Here is an 18,545-nt window from a genome sequence, read left to right as displayed (position 1 = left end):
ATATTATATCAAATATTAGGACTTTATTTATGGAACAAATTTTTATTTCAGATGCTGCACAAGCACATTTTCGGAAACTTTTAGATACGCAAGAAGAAGGTACAAATATTCGTATTTTTGTTGTGAATCCGGGTACGCCAGGAGCAGAATGTGGCGTGTCCTATTGCCCGCCAAATTCAGTTGAAGCGACTGATACCGAAATGAAATACGATACTTTTTCAGCATTTGTAGATGAAATAAGCTTACCGTTTTTAGAAGATGCGGAAATTGATTATGTAACAGAAGAGCTTGGGGCTCAACTGACTTTAAAAGCGCCTAACGCAAAAATGCGTAAAGTTGCAGATGATGCGCCTTTAATCGAGCGCGTAGAGTATGTGATTCAAACACAAATCAACCCACAATTAGCTAGCCATGGCGGTAAAATCACGTTAATTGAAATTACTGATGATGGTTATGCTGTTCTACAATTCGGTGGTGGCTGTAATGGTTGTTCAATGGTTGATGTCACCCTAAAAGACGGGGTAGAAAAACAGTTAGTTTCGCTCTTCCCGAATGAATTAAAAGGTGCAAGAGACGTAACAGAACACCAACGTGGTGAACATTCTTATTATTAAGAATAGAAGATAAAAAAGGGCTAATCATTCGCCCTTTTATTTTTTAAGCGGCAGATAATTTCTGTAACAACCGATCCATTGCCCGATATCCTAGCGCTTCTGCTAAATGAGGTTGTTGTATCTCTTTTTCGCCATTCAAATCGGCAATTGTGCGTGAGACTTTCAAAATTCGATGGTAGGCTCTTACTGAAAGCCCTAGCTTATTCAGTGCATTCTCAAGAAATAGTGAATCTTTATCTTGTAATTTACAGTCTCGTTCAATTTCTTTGCTTGAAAGATATGCATTGATCTTGCCTGCTCGAGCAAGTTGAATTTCTCTCACTTTTAACACTTTTTCTCTTACTTGTTGGCTTGTTTCGCCTCTATCTCCAGTATTCTGTAAGCTACCTTGTGGCAGAAGGGGCACTTCAATGGATAAATCAAAACGATCTAAAAATGGGCCAGAAAGGCGATTTAAATAACGTATCACTTGTTGTGGCGAGGTGCGGTTATGTGTTCCAGTATAATGCCCCGTTGGACTTGGATTCATCGCCGCAACTAATTGAAAGCGAGCAGGAAATTGGATTTTAGCATTGGCTCGCGAAATAATAATTTCTCCACTTTCTAATGGCTGGCGGAGTGCATCCAGTACTTTACGCTCAAACTCAGGCAATTCATCAAGAAAAAGTACGCCATTATGTGCGAGCGATATTTCGCCTGGTTTTGGAATGGTTCCTCCACCTACTAAGGCTGGCAAAGAGGCACTATGATGTGGTGCTCGAAACGGTCGTTGTTTCCAGTTATGAAAATTTAATTCATTTTGTACTAAACTCGTAACCGAAGCGGTTTCAATGGCTTCTGAATCAGTCATTTCAGGGAGTAATGCGGTGAGACGACTTGCTAACATAGTTTTACCTGTACCGGGAGGACCTAAAAAGAGTAGGTTGTGCTGACCTGCGGCAGCTATTGTTAGTGCTCGTTTCGCATGTTGCTGACCAATAATATCCGTCAAATCTAAGTGATTTTTAGCTGAAAATCTGACTGCACTTTCTTGTACAAGTAATGAGGCCAAAGGTAATTTATCTTGATTATTTAAGAATTGCACGACCTCTAAAAGGTTTTTAGCGAAATAAGTCTCTTGCTCTGAGACAAGCGACGCCTCATTGGCATTTTGATAAGCGATAATGGGTGCGCGTTTCGCTTTTTGAGCTGCTAAAATGGCAGGAATGACACCGTGTACGCCACGTAATTCACCCGTTAATGCGAGTTCACCAACGAATTCAAATTGTTTTAAACGGCTACCATCTAATTGATCTGATGCAGCCAAGATACCTATCGCAATGGGTAAATCAAATCGTCCCCCTTCTTTGGGTAAATCAGCCGGTGCAAGATTTACGGTGATGCGTTTGGCAGGATATTTGAACTGCGCATTCATTAATGCACTTCTGACACGATCTTGCGCTTCTTTTACAGTTTTTTCGGGTAGGCCAACTAAGGTAAATCCAGGTTTTCCGTTACTTAAGTGTACCTCAATGGTAACAAGAGGGGCTTGTACGCCCATTGAGGCACGGCTATAAACAATGGCAAGAGACATTCAGATTCCTTAAAGTGCGGTCAAAAATAATCAGATTTTCGCACTATAAAAAAAGCACAGAATGAAATCATACATTCTGTGCTTTTTTTGCGATCTTGATCGCAGAAATTACTTTTTCTTGATAAAAAACTACGCGAAAAGTGGGGCAAACCAACTATCTAACTTGGCAGCCAATTTATCAATACCAATTTTATTTTGTGCAGAAAAAGCCTCTACTTGAATATCACCTTGGAAGGGTAAAATCGCTTCACGTACCATTTTGACTTGTTTGCTACGTGCACTTTGGCTGAGTTTATCCGCTTTAGTTAAAAGTAGCATAACCGGTAAATCAGCAGAAACTGCCCATTCTATCATTTGTTGATCGAGATCTTTTAAAGGATGGCGAATATCCATTAAAACAACAAGTCCGCCTAAACATTCTCGTTTTTGCAAATATTCCCCGAGGGATTTTTGCCACTCGATTTTCATTTTTTCAGGAACGGCAGCATAGCCATAGCCAGGTAAATCCACTAGTTTACAATTCGGCTCCACCTCAAAAAGGTTGATGAGCTGTGTTCTACCAGGGGTTTTAGAGGTTCGAGCTAAGCTTTTCTGATTGGTTAATGCATTAAGTGCGGTTGATTTTCCTGCATTTGAACGCCCTGCAAACGCAATTTCAATCCCTGTATCTTCTGGGATGGAACGAATATTGGGGGCGCTCGTAAGAAAATGCGTTTTATGATAATTCAGTTTAATTTCAGACATAATTGTTCCTTTCATTAATTGCGCCTAGCATATCACAAATAGAAAAATTGCTGAAATTATGAGAGAATGCGCGCTTTGCATTGATTTAAAGTATCTTTAATTATTTTTTACTATGGAATCTCAAGAGAATCAATATCGCTGGCCAAAAGCGGAAGCCGTTTATCCCGATAGACCAGGGCGTTCTTATGCGCTTAAGCGCCTACGTTATCGTCTTCGTTCTTTTTTACATCGAGGATCAATTGCTCATTTTGAGCAATTTATTAATCAGCATCCTTTTCTTGTCACATTATTAAATGAGCGTGCAGATTATAGCTACCCATTAGTTTATCGTTTTTTAGATAAACGTTTTAATAGCAAACAGCGTTTCCAAGCTATCTGCGACAATCTACTTTTTTTACCTGAAAAATTGACCGCACTTTCAGTACTCATTTATAAAACGCCATTAAGTTTTGGTGAAGTGATTCCTGATTTTGAGATGACATTGTCGATGACCACGCACCAACCGATGGAAGGCTATTGGGTATTGGAATTATGGCATAAACCACGTAATGAATTAGTGTATTTGCTTACTTTTGCCAAACTTGATGAGGCATTACTTATTTCTGTGGTGCAGGGACCCAATTTTGAAGGTTCCAAAGAGATGGTGAAGCAACTTACAAAAACTTGCCATGGTTTACGCCCTGCTTATTTGATGGTAGAAACGATGAAAGCATTGACGAAAGCATTAGGTTTTAATCAATTGTTAGGTATTCCTCAAAAATATCAAAATAAATCGCGTTTTATTCAAAGTTCACATTATGTTGTAGATTATGATGCGATTTTTTCTGAATCAGATGGACAGTTGAAAGACTATTGGGAATTGCCTTTAGAGATCGATAGAAATCTTGATGAGGTACCGAGTAAGAAACGTTCTATGTATCGCAAACGCTATGCAATGCTAGATGATTTGGCTAAAGTGATTGAAGAAAAATTAGAATTGTAAAAGTAAAAAGTGCGGCGAATGTTGACCGCACTTTTTGTTTTATAAGACCTTCAAGCAAGCCACAAAATGGCTGTTGTTTTGGCTGGTGAAAGGTGGTTTTTGTTTCGCACAATTTTCATCGGCTTTTAGGCAGCGAGTACGGAACACGCAACCAGACGGCGGATTAATTGGCGAAGGTAGCTCACCTTCAAGTAATTCGATGGACTTATTGCGTTCCAATTTCGGATCGGGAATCGGAACAGCAGACATTAAGGCTTTGGTATAAGGATGTTTAGTGTTGTTATACACTTCCTCATCGCTGCCTAATTCCATGGCATTACCTAAATACATCACCAATACGCGGTCAGAAATGTGTTTTACCACCGCTAAATCATGAGCGATGAAAATTAAGGAAAGCCCCATTTCTTTTTGTAGGGATTTTAATAAATTTACCACTTGAGCTTGAATCGACACATCTAACGCAGAAACGGGTTCATCACAAATGATCATTTTAGGCTCAATGATTAACGCTCGAGCGATACCGATACGCTGACATTGGCCACCAGAAAACTCATGTGGATAGCGGTTAATCAAGTTCGGTAAAAGTCCGACTTTCAACATCATAGCTTGCACTTTTTCTTTCACTTCAGCAGCACTTAAGTGCGGTTGGTAGATCTTTAATGGCTCGGCAATGATTTCGCCAATGTTCATTCGCGGGTTGAGAGAAGCGAGTGGATCTTGGAAAATCATTTGAATATCTTTACGAGTATCTTTCCATTGTTTAGCTGATTGTTTTCGTAAATTTTTACCAAGCCACAAGATCTCCCCTTCACTCGCTTCGACTAAGCCGATGATGGCACGTGCAAGCGTGGATTTACCACAACCCGATTCACCTACTACACCGAGAGTTTCACCTTCATAAAGCTTAAAGGAAACATCCTTTACTGCTTTTAAGGTTTGAGGCTTGGCGAAGAAAAGGGATTTATCATTTTGAATTTTAAAACTGACGCCTAAGTGATTGACTTCAAGGAGTAATTCTTTGTTATTTGAAACTGTCATAGGGTAAATTTCTCCACGGGTAACCAACAATTGCGTAATTGACCTTCATTAAATGCGGTCAGTTTTGGCGCAGTTTGGCATTGTTCTGTTGCAAATTGGCAACGGGGTGAGAATGGGCAACCTTTTGGCAAATGCAATAAATTCGGTGGATTGCCTGGAATGGTGACCAAGTGTTCTTCATTGCCATCTAAGCGAGGAATCGCATCCATTAAGCCAATAGAATAAGGATGGGTTGGATGATAGAAAATTTGCTCTGCTGTGCCGTATTCCATGGTTCGTCCGGCATACATCACCATCACTTGATCGCAAATACCCGCTACCACACCTAAATCGTGAGTGATCATAATAATCGCGGTATTAAACTCACGTTTTAACTCATTTAACAAAGTCATGATTTGCGCTTGAACGGTCACATCCAAAGCGGTTGTTGGTTCATCGGCAATAAGTAATTTAGGACGACATAGCAAAGCCATCGCAATCATCACCCGTTGACGCATACCACCTGAAAACTCGTGTGGATACATGCCCATGCGTTTTTTAGCTTCTGGCATTTTTACCGCATCCAGCATTTTCACGGATTCAGCAAAGGCAGTTTGTTTATCATAACCTTTGTGTAACTGTAGAACTTCCATGAGCTGTTCACCGATTTTCATGTAAGGGTTGAGAGAGGTCATCGGATCTTGGAAAATCATGGAAATTTGCTCGGCACGGATTTTATTCAATTCAGCCTTCGGTAAATTAACCAATTCTTTACCTTCAAAGATGGCGGAACCTTCCACTGTACCATTGGCCGCCAATAAGCCCATTAACGCAAAGGCAGTTTGTGATTTGCCTGAACCACTTTCACCCACGATGCCGAGCGTGCTTCCCGCATTAAGTGTGAAGTTTAAATCATTCACTGCAGTGACGATGCCATCTGGTGTTTTGAAGCGAACGTAGAGATTTTTTACATCTAATAAAGGATTCATGATTCGCTCCTATCTATCTTTTGGATCGAGTGCATCACGCAACCCGTCACCGATAAAGTTAAAACAAAACAGCGTGAGACAAAGGAAAAATGCCGGGAAAATTAATAGCCAAGGCGAGACTTCCATTTGTGCTGCTCCATCACTTAATAGTGCGCCCCAGCTACTCATCGGCTCTTGTGTTCCTAAGCCTAAGAAACTTAAGAATGATTCGAAAAGAATAAGTCCAGGTACTTCAAGCGAGGCGTAAACTGCCACTAAGCCCAATACATTTGGAATGATGTGCTTAAAAATGATTTGGCGACGAGACACGCCACAAACGATGGCGGCTTCGACGAATTCTTTATTTTTCAAACTAAGCGTTTGACCACGTACGATACGAGCAAGACCAAGCCAAGCAATCGCCCCGATTGCGATAAAAATTAAGAAAATGTTTTGGCCAAAAAGGGTCACCAACAAAATGACGAAGAACATAAATGGAAATGAGCTGAGAATCTCTAAAAAGCGCATCATCAACATATCTGTTTTACCGCCTACATAACCAGAAATAGCCCCATAAATTGTACCGATGGTTACGGAAATGAAAGCACCCGCAATACCTACTAATAATGAAATCCGTCCACCAATAGCAGTACGTATCAATAAGTCTCGACCCGAGGCATCGGTACCGAAGAAGTGATAGCCTTCCATTGTTGGTGGGGAGCTCATCATATTCCAATCGGTATCTTCATAGGTAAATGGGAAGAACCAAGGTGCTACGGTAATAAATACAATAATAAACGCCAAAATAATCAGACTGGCAACGGCCGCTTTATTGCGGAAAAAACGGCGTTTCGCATCTTGCCATAGGCTGCGGCCTTCCAGTTGCATTTCTTCAATACGGTCAGCCACTTGTTCCACAAAATCCGCATTTTTCTGATTAATCGGCTGAGTACGATAATCTGTCATAACTTATCCTTAATAACGAATTTTTGGATCGATGATAGCGTATAAAATATCCACAATCGCATTAAATAAAATGGTTAATGTGCCCACTAAAATGGTGAGACTTAAAACTAAAGAATAATCACGGTTTAATGCACCGTTTACAAATAATAACCCCATGCCGGGTAAACCAAACACGCTTTCGATGACCATTGAGCCGGTAATAATCCCCACAAAAGCTGGCCCTAAATAGGTAATCACAGGTAAAAGAGCCGGGCGTAAAGCATGTTTTAAAATGATTCTTGAGGTTGAAAGCCCTTTGGCTTTAGCGGTACGAATAAAGTTGGAATGCAGTACTTCAATCATGGATCCGCGCATGATACGCGCAATCCCTGCAACATAAGCGATAGTTAATGAGGCAACGGGTAAAATAATGTACATTGCTGAACCGCCATTCCAACCGCCAGCGGGTAACCAACCCAAATAAATGGCGAAAATCAGTACTAAGACTGGTGCGAAGACAAAGCTTGGCATAATGACCCCAAGCATTGAAAAGCTCATTAGAATATAATCCCAGCGACTATTTTGATTGAGTGCGGCGAGCGTACCCGCTGTGACACCTAATACCACAGCAAAGGCAAAAGCGACCATCCCCAATTTTAAGGAAACCGGGAAGGCTGATGCGATTAAATCATTGACCGATTGATCTTTATATTTAAAAGAGGGGCCAAAATCACCTTGGGAGAGATTTTCCAAATAAAGAAAGTATTGTTTATACAAAGGTTCATTCAAATGATACTTCGCTTCGATATTTGCCATGACTTCTGGTGGATAAGCACGTTCTGAGGTGAACGGGCTACCAGGGGCGAGACGCATCAGAAAGAAGGAAAAAGTAATTAAAATAAACAGCGTTGGTAAGGCTTCCAACAGCCGTTTAAAAATAAATTTGAGCATAATAACTCCAACCAAAATGGGCGAAAAGTGCGGTCAAAAAATACGATAATTTTTAACCGCACTTAAATACGAGCAACGAATTAATGTTTAATAATATAAAGGTTGCGTAAGTAAATGTGATCTTGTGGATCTTTGCCTGAATAGCCTTTTACGTAAGGTTTCACTAAGCGTGGATTCACATAGTTAAAAATTGGCACGATACCGAAATCTTTTGCAAGAATTTCTTCGGCTTTTGCGTAGGCTTTTGCACGACCTTCCGCATCCGTTGCGACATAAGATTCAGCAATGGCTTTATCATATTCAGGGTTCGCATATTTTGCGGTATTGTTACTCGAATTAGATAAGAAATAGTTGCCGAATGTTGTGGCTTGGTTGTAATCCGCATTCCAGCCTGCACGCGCTGCATCGTAACGGCCTGCACGACGGCTATCAATGTAAGTTTTCCACTCTTGGTTTTCTAATTTCACATCAATTAAACCTTTGGTGTTTGCTTTCCACATAGATGCCGCAGCAATGGCCACTTTTTTGTGGTTTTCATTGGTGTTGTAAAGAATGCTGAATTTCAACGGATTTGCTTTGCTGTAGCCAGCTTCTTCTAAGAGTTTAATGGCTTCTTCATTACGTTGTGCCATCGGTTCTTTTGAATAAGCAGGTTGTTGAATGAGCTGGCCTTCTTCGATGTAAGTTGGGGTAAACACATAGGTTGGTGTTTGACCTTGGCCTAAAACTTTATCGGTGATCACATTACGATCAAGGGATAAGTTCAAGGCTTTACGAACATTCACGTTATCAAAAGGTGCTTTCTTATTGTTTAACTCGTAAGAATAGGTTGCAAGAGTTCGTGTCGTGAATACTTCACCAGGTAACTCTTTTTGTAATTTAGCAAATTGTTCTGGTGGTAAGGCGTAGTTCGTCATATCTAAATCGCCTGCACGATAACGCGCCACATCAGTACTTGGGTTTTCAATCGCAAGGAATGTTGCACTGTTAATGACAGTCTCTTTATCGTTCCAATAGAGTGGGTTACGTTCAAATTCGATTTTTTCATTAATAATGTGGTTAGCGAGTTTATAGGCACCATTACCCACGTAGTTTTCTTTTTTCACCCATGCATCACCCAATTTTTCGACCACTTTTTGTGGTAATGGCAATAAGGATTGGTGAGTCGTTAAACTGACTGCATAAGGCACAGGATTGGTTGCATGAACCACAAAGGTGTAATCATCTTTTGCTTCAACACCTAATTCAGCCGGTTTTTTCTTACCGTCAATGATGTCTTGCGCATTTTCCACTTGTAAATAACTTAAGTAACTTGCATAAGGGGCTGCTGTTGCAGGATCCACTAAACGACGCCAAGCAAACACGAAATCGTGCGCAGTAACGGGATCACCATTTGACCATTTGGCATCTTTACGTAAATGGAATGTCCACGTTTTAAAGTCTGGTGTGTTTTCCCAGCTTTCAGCTACACCCGGTTGAAGTTTACCTTCAGAGTCTGAGGTGACGAGGCCTTCAAGTAATTGATAAGCAACGCTAGATTCAGGTACACCTTCAGTTTTTTGTGGGTCAAAACTTTGTGGTTCAGCCCCGTTATTGATCACGATATGTTGTTTTTCATCTAATTGCGTTCCTTCAGGCACTATAACTGCTTGAGCAGAATAGGAAAGAGCAAGCGCAATGGCAGAGAAAAGTAGTTTGTGTTGCATTTGAGCCTCCTTGTCATTAGGCGATATTTTTATAAAGGGTCTTTCTCTTATTAGCTCAAAATTTCATTTTTGTAAAGATTTGTAAGGTAATTATTTAAAGAAAAATAACGTTTTGTGATTTGTATCTAATAAATCGCGAAAAAATTGTTAAAAGTGATGGTATGAGAGGATAAATTTAGAATGCATTGGTTTTCCCTATCGTAAATATTTTCCTGGACGAATTACCTTTTTAAAGCTAATTATGCTATCGTAAGACAGTCGAATTCAAACAAATCCATTCAAGGAGAATATAATGACAACTCAGTTAGATTCACTTCGTAGTATGACCGTCGTCGTGGCTGATACGGGCGATATTGATGCAATTAAAAAATACCAACCACAAGATGCAACAACAAACCCATCTTTAATTTTAAGTGCTTCAGCATTACCACAATATGCACCATTAATTGATGAAGCGATTACTTACGCCAAAGCACAAAGTGCAGATAAAGCGCAACAATTAATTGATGCAGAAGATAAATTAGCGGTAAACATCGGTTTAGAAATTTTAAAAATTGTCCCAGGACGTATTTCAACGGAAGTGGATGCGCGTCTTTCTTACGATACCCAAGCAACCGTTGAAAAAGCACGTAAACTTATCGCACTTTATAATGCGGCAGGTATTTCAAATGATCGTATCTTGATCAAAATTGCGTCAACATGGCAAGGTATTCGTGCAGCAGAGATTCTTGAAAAAGAAGGCATTAACTGTAACTTAACTTTATTATTCTCTGAAGCCCAAGCACGTGCGTGTGCTGAAGCAGGGGTTTACTTAATTTCGCCATTCGTCGGTCGTATCTTAGACTGGTACAAAGCAAATACTGATAAAAAAGAATATGCTCCAGCAGAAGACCCAGGTGTCATTTCTGTAACCAAAATTTATAACTACTACAAAGAATACGGTTATAAAACAGTGGTAATGGGTGCAAGTTTCCGTAATGTAGGTGAAATTATTGAATTAGCAGGTTGTGATCGTTTAACTATTGCACCCGCTTTACTTAAAGAATTACAGGAAAATTCAACCGCACTTGTACGTAAACTAGACTACAAAGGTGAAGTAAAAGCGAAACCTCAACCATTAACAGAAGCAGAATTCTACTGGCAACATAACAGCGATGCGATGGCTGTTGAGAAATTAGCAGAGGGAATTCGCAAATTTGCAGTTGACCAAGAGAAATTAGAAGCAATGCTTTCAGCAAAACTTTAATTTTAAGAACATGAAAGTGCGGTTAGAAATAACCGCATTTTTTTATTCTTATCATAAAATGTTCTAACTCTTAATAATTAGTTCTTGACTAACAAGTCAAAGTCATTGAGAATCAAAGACAAGTTTTGCTAAAGCAAAATGGGAACCGCGACTTTTGATACAAAGTGCGGTCATTTTTTCTTTTTTCGGAGCAAATATATGTCAGGTATTTTTGAACAAACTCCTGCTAATCGTCGTCGTTATGGCGTAGCGATTTTTGTTGGTATTATTGCGGGTTTAATTTCTGCATTCGTAAAATGGGGTGCTGAGCATCCATTCCCACCGCGTAGCCCAATCGATTTCTTCGCAGCAGCATGTAAAGTAGACATCACAGGTTTAAGCCAAGCTCAAATTCTTCAAGTCTGTTCACGTGCATTCTTAAACCCACCACACGTATTCTTACGTGATTATTTAGGTATTGACCCAACTCAAGCAGCATTCACTTTTGCAGATCATGGTTTTGACTGGATTGGCGTGACTCACATTACTTTCTCATTAGTATTTGCTATTGCTTACTGTTTAGTGGCAGAACGTTTCCCTAAAATCAAATTCTGGCAAGGTATTGGTGCCGGTTTAATCGCAGATATTTGTGTGCACTACATCACTTTCCCTGCATTGGGTTTAACACCACCTGTTGCAGAATGGCCATTATATGAACATATTTCTGAATTAGTGGGACATATTTTCTGGTTCTGGACAATTGAGATTATTCGTCGTGATTTACGTAACCGTATTACTCACGAGCCAGATGCAGAAATTCCATTAAAAAATGCAACTGAATAATTAATCTATATTGCAAAGAATGTCACCGAAAGGTGGCATTTTTGTTTATATCGGGAACAAAAGTCATTTTTGGAAAACTAAAAAGCACTATGATTAAACATAGCGAACAGAAAAGTTATCTCTAGGTTTTAATAAATTTTTTGTAGTTATCTTTCAAGTTGGTTAGAATAAAGACAATTTTTTGTGATAGGAAAGTGGAATGAAAAAAACACCTTTACTTGCGGTCGGCTTAATTGCAACAGCTGTATTAACGGGTTGTGCAACCAAAGCAGATGGTGAACGCAATGATAAATTAGAAAGTTTTAACCGCACGATGTTTGATTTTAACTATAAAGTCATGGACCGTTATGTGTTAGAACCTGCAGCGAAAGGCTGGCGTGATTACGTGCCGACACCGGTCACAAAAGGTTTAGCTAATGTGGCAAATAACTTAGATGAGCCAGTGAGCTTTGTGAACCGTTTATTAGAAGGTGAACCGAAAAAAGCCTTTGTTCACTTCAACCGTTTCTGGATTAACTCAACCTTTGGTATCGGTGGCTTATTTGATTTTGCCAGTGCAAGCAAAGACTTGCAGGTTTATGATCAACGCAGTTTTGGTGAAACATTGGGCACCTACGGTGTAGATGCGGGCACTTATATTGTATTGCCAATTTATAATGCGACAACACCTCGTCAATTAACGGGGGCAGTGGTCGATGCGGCTTATACTTATCCGTTCTGGAATTGGGTGGGGGGGCCGTGGTCACTGGTGAAATATGGTGTGCAAGCCATAGATAAACGCTCGAAAACATTGGACCAAACAGAATTGCTCAATCAAGCCCAAGATCCTTATGTTACTTTCCGCGAAGCTTATTATCAGAATTTAGAATTTAAAGTAAATGATGGCAAAGTAAAAGAAAGTTCACAGAAAGAATTGTCTGATGATGTATTAAAAGAGATTGATTAAGAATACTCGTATAAGCGATAAAGTCACTTATATGTTAGGATAGCAAGCGTATTTATACGTCAATATTAAAGGAGAATATCATGACTAAAATCATTCATACAGAAAAAGCCCCAGCAGCAATCGGTCCTTATGTTCAAGCGGTGGATTTAGGTAATTTAGTTTTAACATCAGGTCAAATCCCGGTTAACCCTGCAACGGGTGAAGTGCCAAAAGATATTGTAGCTCAGGCGCGTCAATCGTTAGAAAACGTGAAAGCCATTATTGAACAGGCTGGTTTGAAAGTAGGTGATATTGTGAAAACCACTGTGTTTGTGAAAGATCTTAATGATTTTGCAGCAGTAAATGCAGAGTATGAGAAATTCTTTAAAGAAAATAATCATCCTAATTTCCCTGCTCGTTCTTGCGTAGAAGTTGCTCGCTTACCAAAAGATGTTGGCCTAGAAATCGAAGCGATTGCAGTAAGAAAATAATAGGAAAGAGCGGTTAAAATCTGCAGATTTTTTCTACAATAGACTTTACAAGAGCGAGATTAATCACTATAATCTCGCTCCTAAATTACGCTTGGCGTAAAATTTCTGGTTGGTGCTTGACCTATTCAAGCCCCGTCCAAGACCGTAGGGAATGGTTAGCAATAATCGTCTTAATAATCCTACGTAGATGGTGAACAGAATAAGAATATTTCTTGCTTCTGGGCACCGAAGTCGTCCTAGTCTGAAAGATAACTCTTTCGATGAGGTAAATTAATTCCGAGAAATCGGAGTGTATTCAGGAGCTAAAAGCCAATGGCATTAAATCTTCAAGACAAACAAGCAATTGTTGCCGAAGTAAATGAAGCAGCCAAAGGTGCACTTTCAGCAGTAATCGCGGATTCTCGCGGTGTAACTGTTGATAAAATGACTGAATTACGTAAAGCAGCTCGTGAAGCTGGTGTGACAATGCGCGTTGTTCGTAATACTTTATTACGTCGTGCGGTTGAAGGCACTGATTTCGAATGCTTACAAGATACGTTTGTAGGTCCAACACTTATCGCATTCTCTAACGAACACCCAGGTGCAGCAGCACGTTTGTTCAAAGATTTTGCTAAAGCAAACGATAAGTTTGAAATTAAAGGTGCAGCCTTTGAAGGTAAGATCCAAGATGTTGAATTCTTAGCAACATTACCAACTTACGAAGAAGCAATTGCACGTTTAATGGGCACAATGAAAGAAGCTGCGGCAGGCAAACTTGTTCGCACTTTTGCGGCATTACGCGACAAATTACAAGAAGCAGCTTAATCATTAAGCGTTTCTTACTTCATTTAACTTTATTAATTTTAGGAATTGATTGTTATGTCATTAACTAACGAACAAATCATTGAAGCGATCGCTTCTAAATCTGTAACTGAAATCGTTGAATTAATCGCAGCGATGGAAGAAAAATTCGGCGTTTCTGCAGCAGCAGTAGCAGCAGCTCCAACAGTTGGCGGCGCAGCAGCAGCGGCAGAAGAAAAAACTGAATTCGACGTAGTTCTTGCTGAAGCTGGTGCTAACAAAGTAGCAGTTATCAAAGCAGTACGTGGTGCAACTGGTTTAGGCTTAAAAGAAGCTAAAGACTTAGTTGAATCTGCTCCAGCTAACTTAAAAGAAGGCGTTTCTAAAGAAGAAGCTGAAGCACTTAAGAAAGAATTAGAAGAAGCTGGTGCAAAAGTAGAAATCAAATAATTTTTGATTCACTTATGTCCTGTTTCTCAGGCTTAATGGCTGGTGGTTTACCATCAGCCATTTTGTGCTATCAAAAACAGCACAAAAAACAGATAGACATTTTCCGTTTAATGGTATCTGTTTCCACTTAAATTAATCAGACGTTTTAATTTAAGTAGCCCACTACAGAAGTAAGGTTCAGAGTGCGGTATCCGAAACGGCGTCAATCTCCGATATAAATAAAAACGTCAATTAATTTGACCGCACTTTTTTATATCAACTCGGTCTCACTAAAATTTACAGAGGAAAACCAATAATGGGTTACTCCTATACTGAGAAAAAACGAATTCGTAAAGACTTCGGCAAACGTCCGCAAGTTTTAAATGTACCTTATTTATTAACTATCCAATTAGATTCTTTTGATAAATTCATTCAAAAAGATCCTGAAGGTCAACAAGGCTTAGAAGCTGCATTCCGTTCTGTTTTCCCAATCGTAAGCAATAACGGTTATACAGAATTACAATATGTTGATTACCGTTTAGAAGAACCAGAATTTGATGTCCGTGAATGTCAAATCCGTGGTTCAACTTATGCAGCAGGTTTACGTGTAAAATTACGTTTAGTTAGCTACGATAAAGAATCTTCATCACGCGCAGTCAAAGACATTAAAGAAAGCGAAGTATATATGGGGGAAATCCCATTAATGACTGACAACGGTACCTTTGTCATCAATGGTACTGAGCGTGTTATCGTTTCACAATTACACCGTAGCCCAGGCGTATTTTTTGATTCTGACAAAGGTAAAACACACTCTTCAGGTAAAGTGCTTTATAACGCACGTATTATTCCTTACCGTGGTTCTTGGTTAGATTTCGAATTTGATCCAAAAGATAACTTATATGCGCGTATTGACCGCCGTCGTAAATTACCGGCAACCATTATTTTACGTGCGTTAGGTTACACCGTTGAAGAAATCTTAAACTTATTCTTCGACAAAGTAACTTTCGAGATCGCTGGCAATAAATTACTCATGACATTAGTGCCAGAACGTCTACGTGGTGAAACGGCAACATTTGATATTGAAGCAAATGGCAAAGTCTATGTAGAGCGCGGTCGTCGTATCACTGCTCGTCACATCAAAGCATTAGAAAAAGATAATGTGACACAAGTTGAAGTGCCAACTGAATATATCGCAGGCAAAGTAGCGGCAAAAGATTACGTTGATCTTGAATCAGGTGAAATTATTTGCCCAGCAAATGGCGAGATTTCTTTAGAAGTGTTAGCGAAATTATCGCAAGCAGGCTATAAAATCATCGAAACATTATTCACCAATGACTTAGATTACGGTCCATATATCTCTGAAACATTACGTGTTGATCCAACTTACGATCGTGTAAGTGCATTATATGAAATCTATCGTATGATGCGTCCAGGTGAACCACCTACACCAGAATCTTCAGAAGCATTATTCAATAACTTATTCTTCTCTGCAGAACGTTATGATTTATCTGCAGTAGGTCGTATGAAGTTTAATCGCTCGTTAGGTATTCCTGAAGGCGAGGGTACGGGTATTTTAAGTAACGACGATATCATTCGTGTGATGAAAAAACTCATCGATATCCGTAATGGTCGTGGTGAAGTGGATGATATCGACCACTTGGGTAACCGTCGTATTCGTTCTGTGGGTGAGATGGCAGAAAACCAATTCCGTATTGGTTTAGTTCGCGTAGAAAGAGCCGTTAAAGAGCGTTTATCTTTAGGTGATTTAGATGCGATCACGCCACAAGACTTAATTAATCCAAAACCAATTTCTGCGGCAGTGAAAGAATTCTTTGGTTCTTCACAACTTTCGCAATTCATGGACCAAAACAACCCATTATCAGAAGTGACACACAAACGTCGTATTTCTGCATTAGGTCCAGGCGGTTTAACTCGTGAACGTGCCGGCTTTGAAGTGCGTGACGTACATAACACCCACTATGGTCGTTTATGTCCAATCGAAACACCTGAAGGTCCAAACATCGGTTTGATCAACTCACTTTCTGCATTTGCTCGTACTAACGATTATGGTTTCTTAGAAACGCCATATCGTAAAGTGGTTTATGGTCAAGTAACCGAAGAAATCGAATATTTATCTGCAATTGATGAAGCAAACTACATCATTGCACAGGCGAACTCAAATCTTGATGAGAACAATCGCTTTACAGATGCATTCGTTACTGCACGTGGTGAACGTGGTGAATCAGGTCTTTATAAACCAGAAGAAATTCACTATATGGACGTTTCAACCCAACAAGTTGTATCTGTGGCAGCAGCGTTAATTCCATTCTTAGAGCATGATGATGCGAACCGTGCCTTAATGGGTGCGAACATGCAACGTCAAGCGGTTCCTACTTTACGTGCTGATAAGCCGTTAGTGGGTACAGGTATGGAAAAACCAATCGCACTTGACTCAGGCGTGGCGGTTGTAGCGAAACGTGGTGGTACAGTTCAATATGTTGATGCTTCTCGTATCGTTATCAAAGTAAATGAAGACGAAACCGTAGCAGGCGAAGCGGGTATCGATATTTATAACTTAATTAAATACACCCGTTCTAACCAAAATACGTGTATCAACCAAATTCCTTGTGTGAATTTAGGCGATCCAATTAACCGTGGTGAAGTGTTAGCAGATGGTCCTTCAACAGACTTAGGTGAATTAGCATTAGGTCAAAATATCCGTGTGGCGTTCATGCCTTGGAACGGTTATAACTTCGAAGACTCAATGTTAGTTTCTGAGCGTGTTGTACAACAAGACCGCTTCACGACAATCCATATTCAAGAATTATCTTGTGTGGCGCGTGATACTAAATTAGGTTCTGAAGAAATCACTGCGGATATTCCAAACGTAGGTGAATCTGCATTAAGCAAATTGGATGAATCAGGTATCGTTTATGTGGGGGCTGAAGTTAAAGGTGGTGACATCTTAGTCGGTAAAGTAACCCCTAAAGGCGAAACGCAATTAACACCAGAAGAAAAATTGTTACGTGCAATCTTCGGTGAAAAAGCATCTGACGTGAAGGACTCTTCATTACGTGTACCAAACAGCGTAAGCGGTACTGTAATTGACGTTCAAGTCTTCACTCGTGATGGCGTAGAAAAAGACAAACGTGCATTAGAAATTGAAGAAATGCAGTTAAAACAAGCTAAGAAAGACCTTTCTGATGAATTAGAAATCTTAGAAGCTGGCTTGTTTGCTCGTGTGCGTAATGTACTTATCGCTGGCGGTATTGATGCGGCTCAATTAGATAAAATGGATCGCACCAAATGGTTAGAACAAACCATTTCAGATGAAGAAAAACAAAACCAATTAGAACAGCTTGCTGAGCAATATGAAGAATTACGTAAAGAGTTTGAACACAAACTTGAAGTAAAACGTAAGAAAATCATTAAAGGCGATGACCTCGCACCAGGCGTGTTAAAAGTGGTTAAAGTTTACCTAGCGGTGAAACGTCATATCCAACCAGGTGATAAAATGGCGGGTCGTCATGGTAACAAAGGTGTTATCTCAAAAATCAACCCTGTGGAAGATATGCCATACGATGAAAACGGTCAACCGGTTGAAATCGTATTGAACCCACTGGGTGTACCATCTCGTATGAACATCGGTCAGATCTTAGAAACCCACTTAGGCTTAGCAGCTAAAGGTATCGGTGATCAAATCAATGCGATGATCAAACAAAAACAAGATGTTGAGAAACTTCGTGGCTATATGCAAAAAGCATACGATTTAGGTCATGGCGCACAAAAAGTGGATTTAAGCACCTTTAGTGATGACGAAATCATGCGTTTAGCAGAAAACCTACGTAAAGGTTTACCGGTAGCAACACCAGTATTTGATGGTGCGGATGAGCAAGAAATCAAAGAAATGTTGAAACTTGGTGGCTTACCAACTTCAGGTCAGATCACGTTATACGATGGTCGTACTGGTGAGAAATTCGAGCGTCCAGTAACCGTAGGTTATATGTACATGCTCAAATTGAACCACTTAGTTGATGACAAAATGCATGCTCGTTCAACTGGTTCTTATAGTCTTGTTACTCAACAACCACTTGGTGGTAAAGCACAATTCGGTGGTCAACGTTTCGGTGAGATGGAGGTATGGGCACTTGAAGCATACGGTGCAGCTTACACCTTACAAGAAATGTTAACCGTGAAATCCGATGATGTGAATGGTCGTACGAAGATGTATAAAAACATCGTCGGTGGCAACCAACAAATGGATCCGGGTACACCGGAATCTTTCAACGTGATTATGAAAGAAATCCGTTCACTTGGTTTGAATATCGAGTTAGACGAAGAGTAATCGACAA

At 39.9% G+C, this 18,545-nt stretch carries 16 protein-coding genes; 9 read left to right on the top strand and 7 right to left on the bottom strand.

Annotation, left to right across the window (positions count from 1 at the left end):
- Positions 1-29: 29 nt before the first annotated feature.
- Positions 30-614, top strand: coding sequence for a Fe-S biogenesis protein NfuA (gene nfuA / locus RDV53_RS02880; RefSeq protein WP_005694707.1), 585 nt, complete (start codon positions 30-32; stop codon positions 612-614).
- Positions 615-657: 43 nt separating this feature from the next.
- Here the strand turns inward: nfuA and RDV53_RS02875 are convergent, their stop codons facing one another.
- Positions 658-2,187, bottom strand: a complete 1,530-nt coding sequence (locus RDV53_RS02875) for a YifB family Mg chelatase-like AAA ATPase (protein WP_005694706.1) — start codon at positions 2,185-2,187, stop codon at positions 658-660.
- A 129-nt stretch (positions 2,188-2,316) separates the two neighbouring features.
- On the bottom strand, positions 2,317-2,931 hold the full coding sequence (gene yihA / locus RDV53_RS02870; protein WP_032822378.1) for a ribosome biogenesis GTP-binding protein YihA/YsxC: 615 nt from the start codon (positions 2,929-2,931) through the stop codon (positions 2,317-2,319).
- Between the two features lie 112 nt (positions 2,932-3,043).
- Between yihA and RDV53_RS02865 the strand changes: the two genes are divergently transcribed.
- The gene (locus RDV53_RS02865; protein WP_005694704.1) at positions 3,044-3,913 is read left to right on the top strand and encodes a VirK/YbjX family protein; all 870 of its coding nucleotides are present in this window, start codon (positions 3,044-3,046) and stop codon (positions 3,911-3,913) included.
- Between the two features lie 39 nt (positions 3,914-3,952).
- On the opposite strand, the gene oppF is transcribed toward RDV53_RS02865, so the two are convergent.
- The 5 genes from oppF to RDV53_RS02840 all read right to left on the bottom strand — a co-directional run bounded on the left by oppF (position 3,953) and on the right by RDV53_RS02840 (position 9,500).
- Complete coding sequence (gene oppF, locus RDV53_RS02860) at positions 3,953-4,951, bottom strand: murein tripeptide/oligopeptide ABC transporter ATP binding protein OppF (protein ID WP_005694703.1); 999 nt, start codon at positions 4,949-4,951, stop codon at positions 3,953-3,955.
- On the bottom strand, positions 4,948-5,919 hold the full coding sequence (locus tag RDV53_RS02855) for an ABC transporter ATP-binding protein (protein WP_005694702.1): 972 nt from the start codon (positions 5,917-5,919) through the stop codon (positions 4,948-4,950). Before RDV53_RS02855 ends, oppF begins: the two co-directional genes overlap by 4 nt.
- Before the next feature lie 9 nt (positions 5,920-5,928).
- Complete coding sequence (gene oppC / locus RDV53_RS02850) at positions 5,929-6,864, bottom strand: oligopeptide ABC transporter permease OppC (protein ID WP_005694700.1); 936 nt, start codon at positions 6,862-6,864, stop codon at positions 5,929-5,931.
- 9 nt (positions 6,865-6,873) lie between these two features.
- Positions 6,874-7,794, bottom strand: a complete 921-nt coding sequence (gene oppB, locus RDV53_RS02845; RefSeq protein ID WP_005694699.1) for an oligopeptide ABC transporter permease OppB — start codon at positions 7,792-7,794, stop codon at positions 6,874-6,876.
- A gap of 80 nt (positions 7,795-7,874) precedes the next feature.
- Positions 7,875-9,500, bottom strand: a complete 1,626-nt coding sequence (locus RDV53_RS02840; protein ID WP_005694698.1) for an ABC transporter substrate-binding protein — start codon at positions 9,498-9,500, stop codon at positions 7,875-7,877.
- Positions 9,501-9,792: 292 nt separating this feature from the next.
- Between RDV53_RS02840 and tal the strand changes: the two genes are divergently transcribed.
- The 7 genes from tal to rpoB all read left to right on the top strand — a co-directional run bounded on the left by tal (position 9,793) and on the right by rpoB (position 18,538).
- A complete protein-coding gene (gene tal / locus RDV53_RS02835) occupies positions 9,793-10,746 on the top strand; it encodes a transaldolase (RefSeq protein WP_005694697.1) in 954 nt (317 codons plus the stop codon).
- Positions 10,747-10,944: 198 nt separating this feature from the next.
- Entirely contained in the window at positions 10,945-11,568 is a 624-nt protein-coding gene (locus RDV53_RS02830; RefSeq protein ID WP_032822381.1) for a YagU family protein, read from the top strand.
- A gap of 199 nt (positions 11,569-11,767) precedes the next feature.
- Positions 11,768-12,514 carry an MlaA family lipoprotein gene (locus RDV53_RS02825; protein ID WP_005694695.1) on the top strand — a complete coding sequence of 249 codons (747 nt, stop codon included), beginning with the start codon at positions 11,768-11,770 and terminating at the stop codon, positions 12,512-12,514.
- An 80-nt stretch (positions 12,515-12,594) separates the two neighbouring features.
- Positions 12,595-12,984 (top strand): RidA family protein, encoded by a 390-nt coding sequence (locus RDV53_RS02820; RefSeq protein ID WP_005694694.1) that lies wholly within the window; start codon positions 12,595-12,597, stop codon positions 12,982-12,984.
- A gap of 312 nt (positions 12,985-13,296) precedes the next feature.
- Entirely contained in the window at positions 13,297-13,788 is a 492-nt protein-coding gene (gene rplJ / locus RDV53_RS02815) for a 50S ribosomal protein L10 (RefSeq protein ID WP_005694693.1), read from the top strand.
- Between the two features lie 54 nt (positions 13,789-13,842).
- Positions 13,843-14,214, top strand: a complete 372-nt coding sequence (gene rplL, locus RDV53_RS02810; RefSeq protein ID WP_005694691.1) for a 50S ribosomal protein L7/L12 — start codon at positions 13,843-13,845, stop codon at positions 14,212-14,214.
- Between the two features lie 295 nt (positions 14,215-14,509).
- Positions 14,510-18,538, top strand: a complete 4,029-nt coding sequence (rpoB, locus tag RDV53_RS02805; protein WP_005694689.1) for a DNA-directed RNA polymerase subunit beta — start codon at positions 14,510-14,512, stop codon at positions 18,536-18,538.
- Positions 18,539-18,545 lie beyond the last annotated feature (7 nt).

The sequence above is a fragment of the Haemophilus parainfluenzae ATCC 33392 genome (assembly GCF_031191205.1).
Lineage (GTDB): Bacteria > Pseudomonadota > Gammaproteobacteria > Enterobacterales > Pasteurellaceae > Haemophilus_D > Haemophilus_D parainfluenzae.
This window is presented reverse-complemented; position numbering and strand designations above follow the sequence as displayed.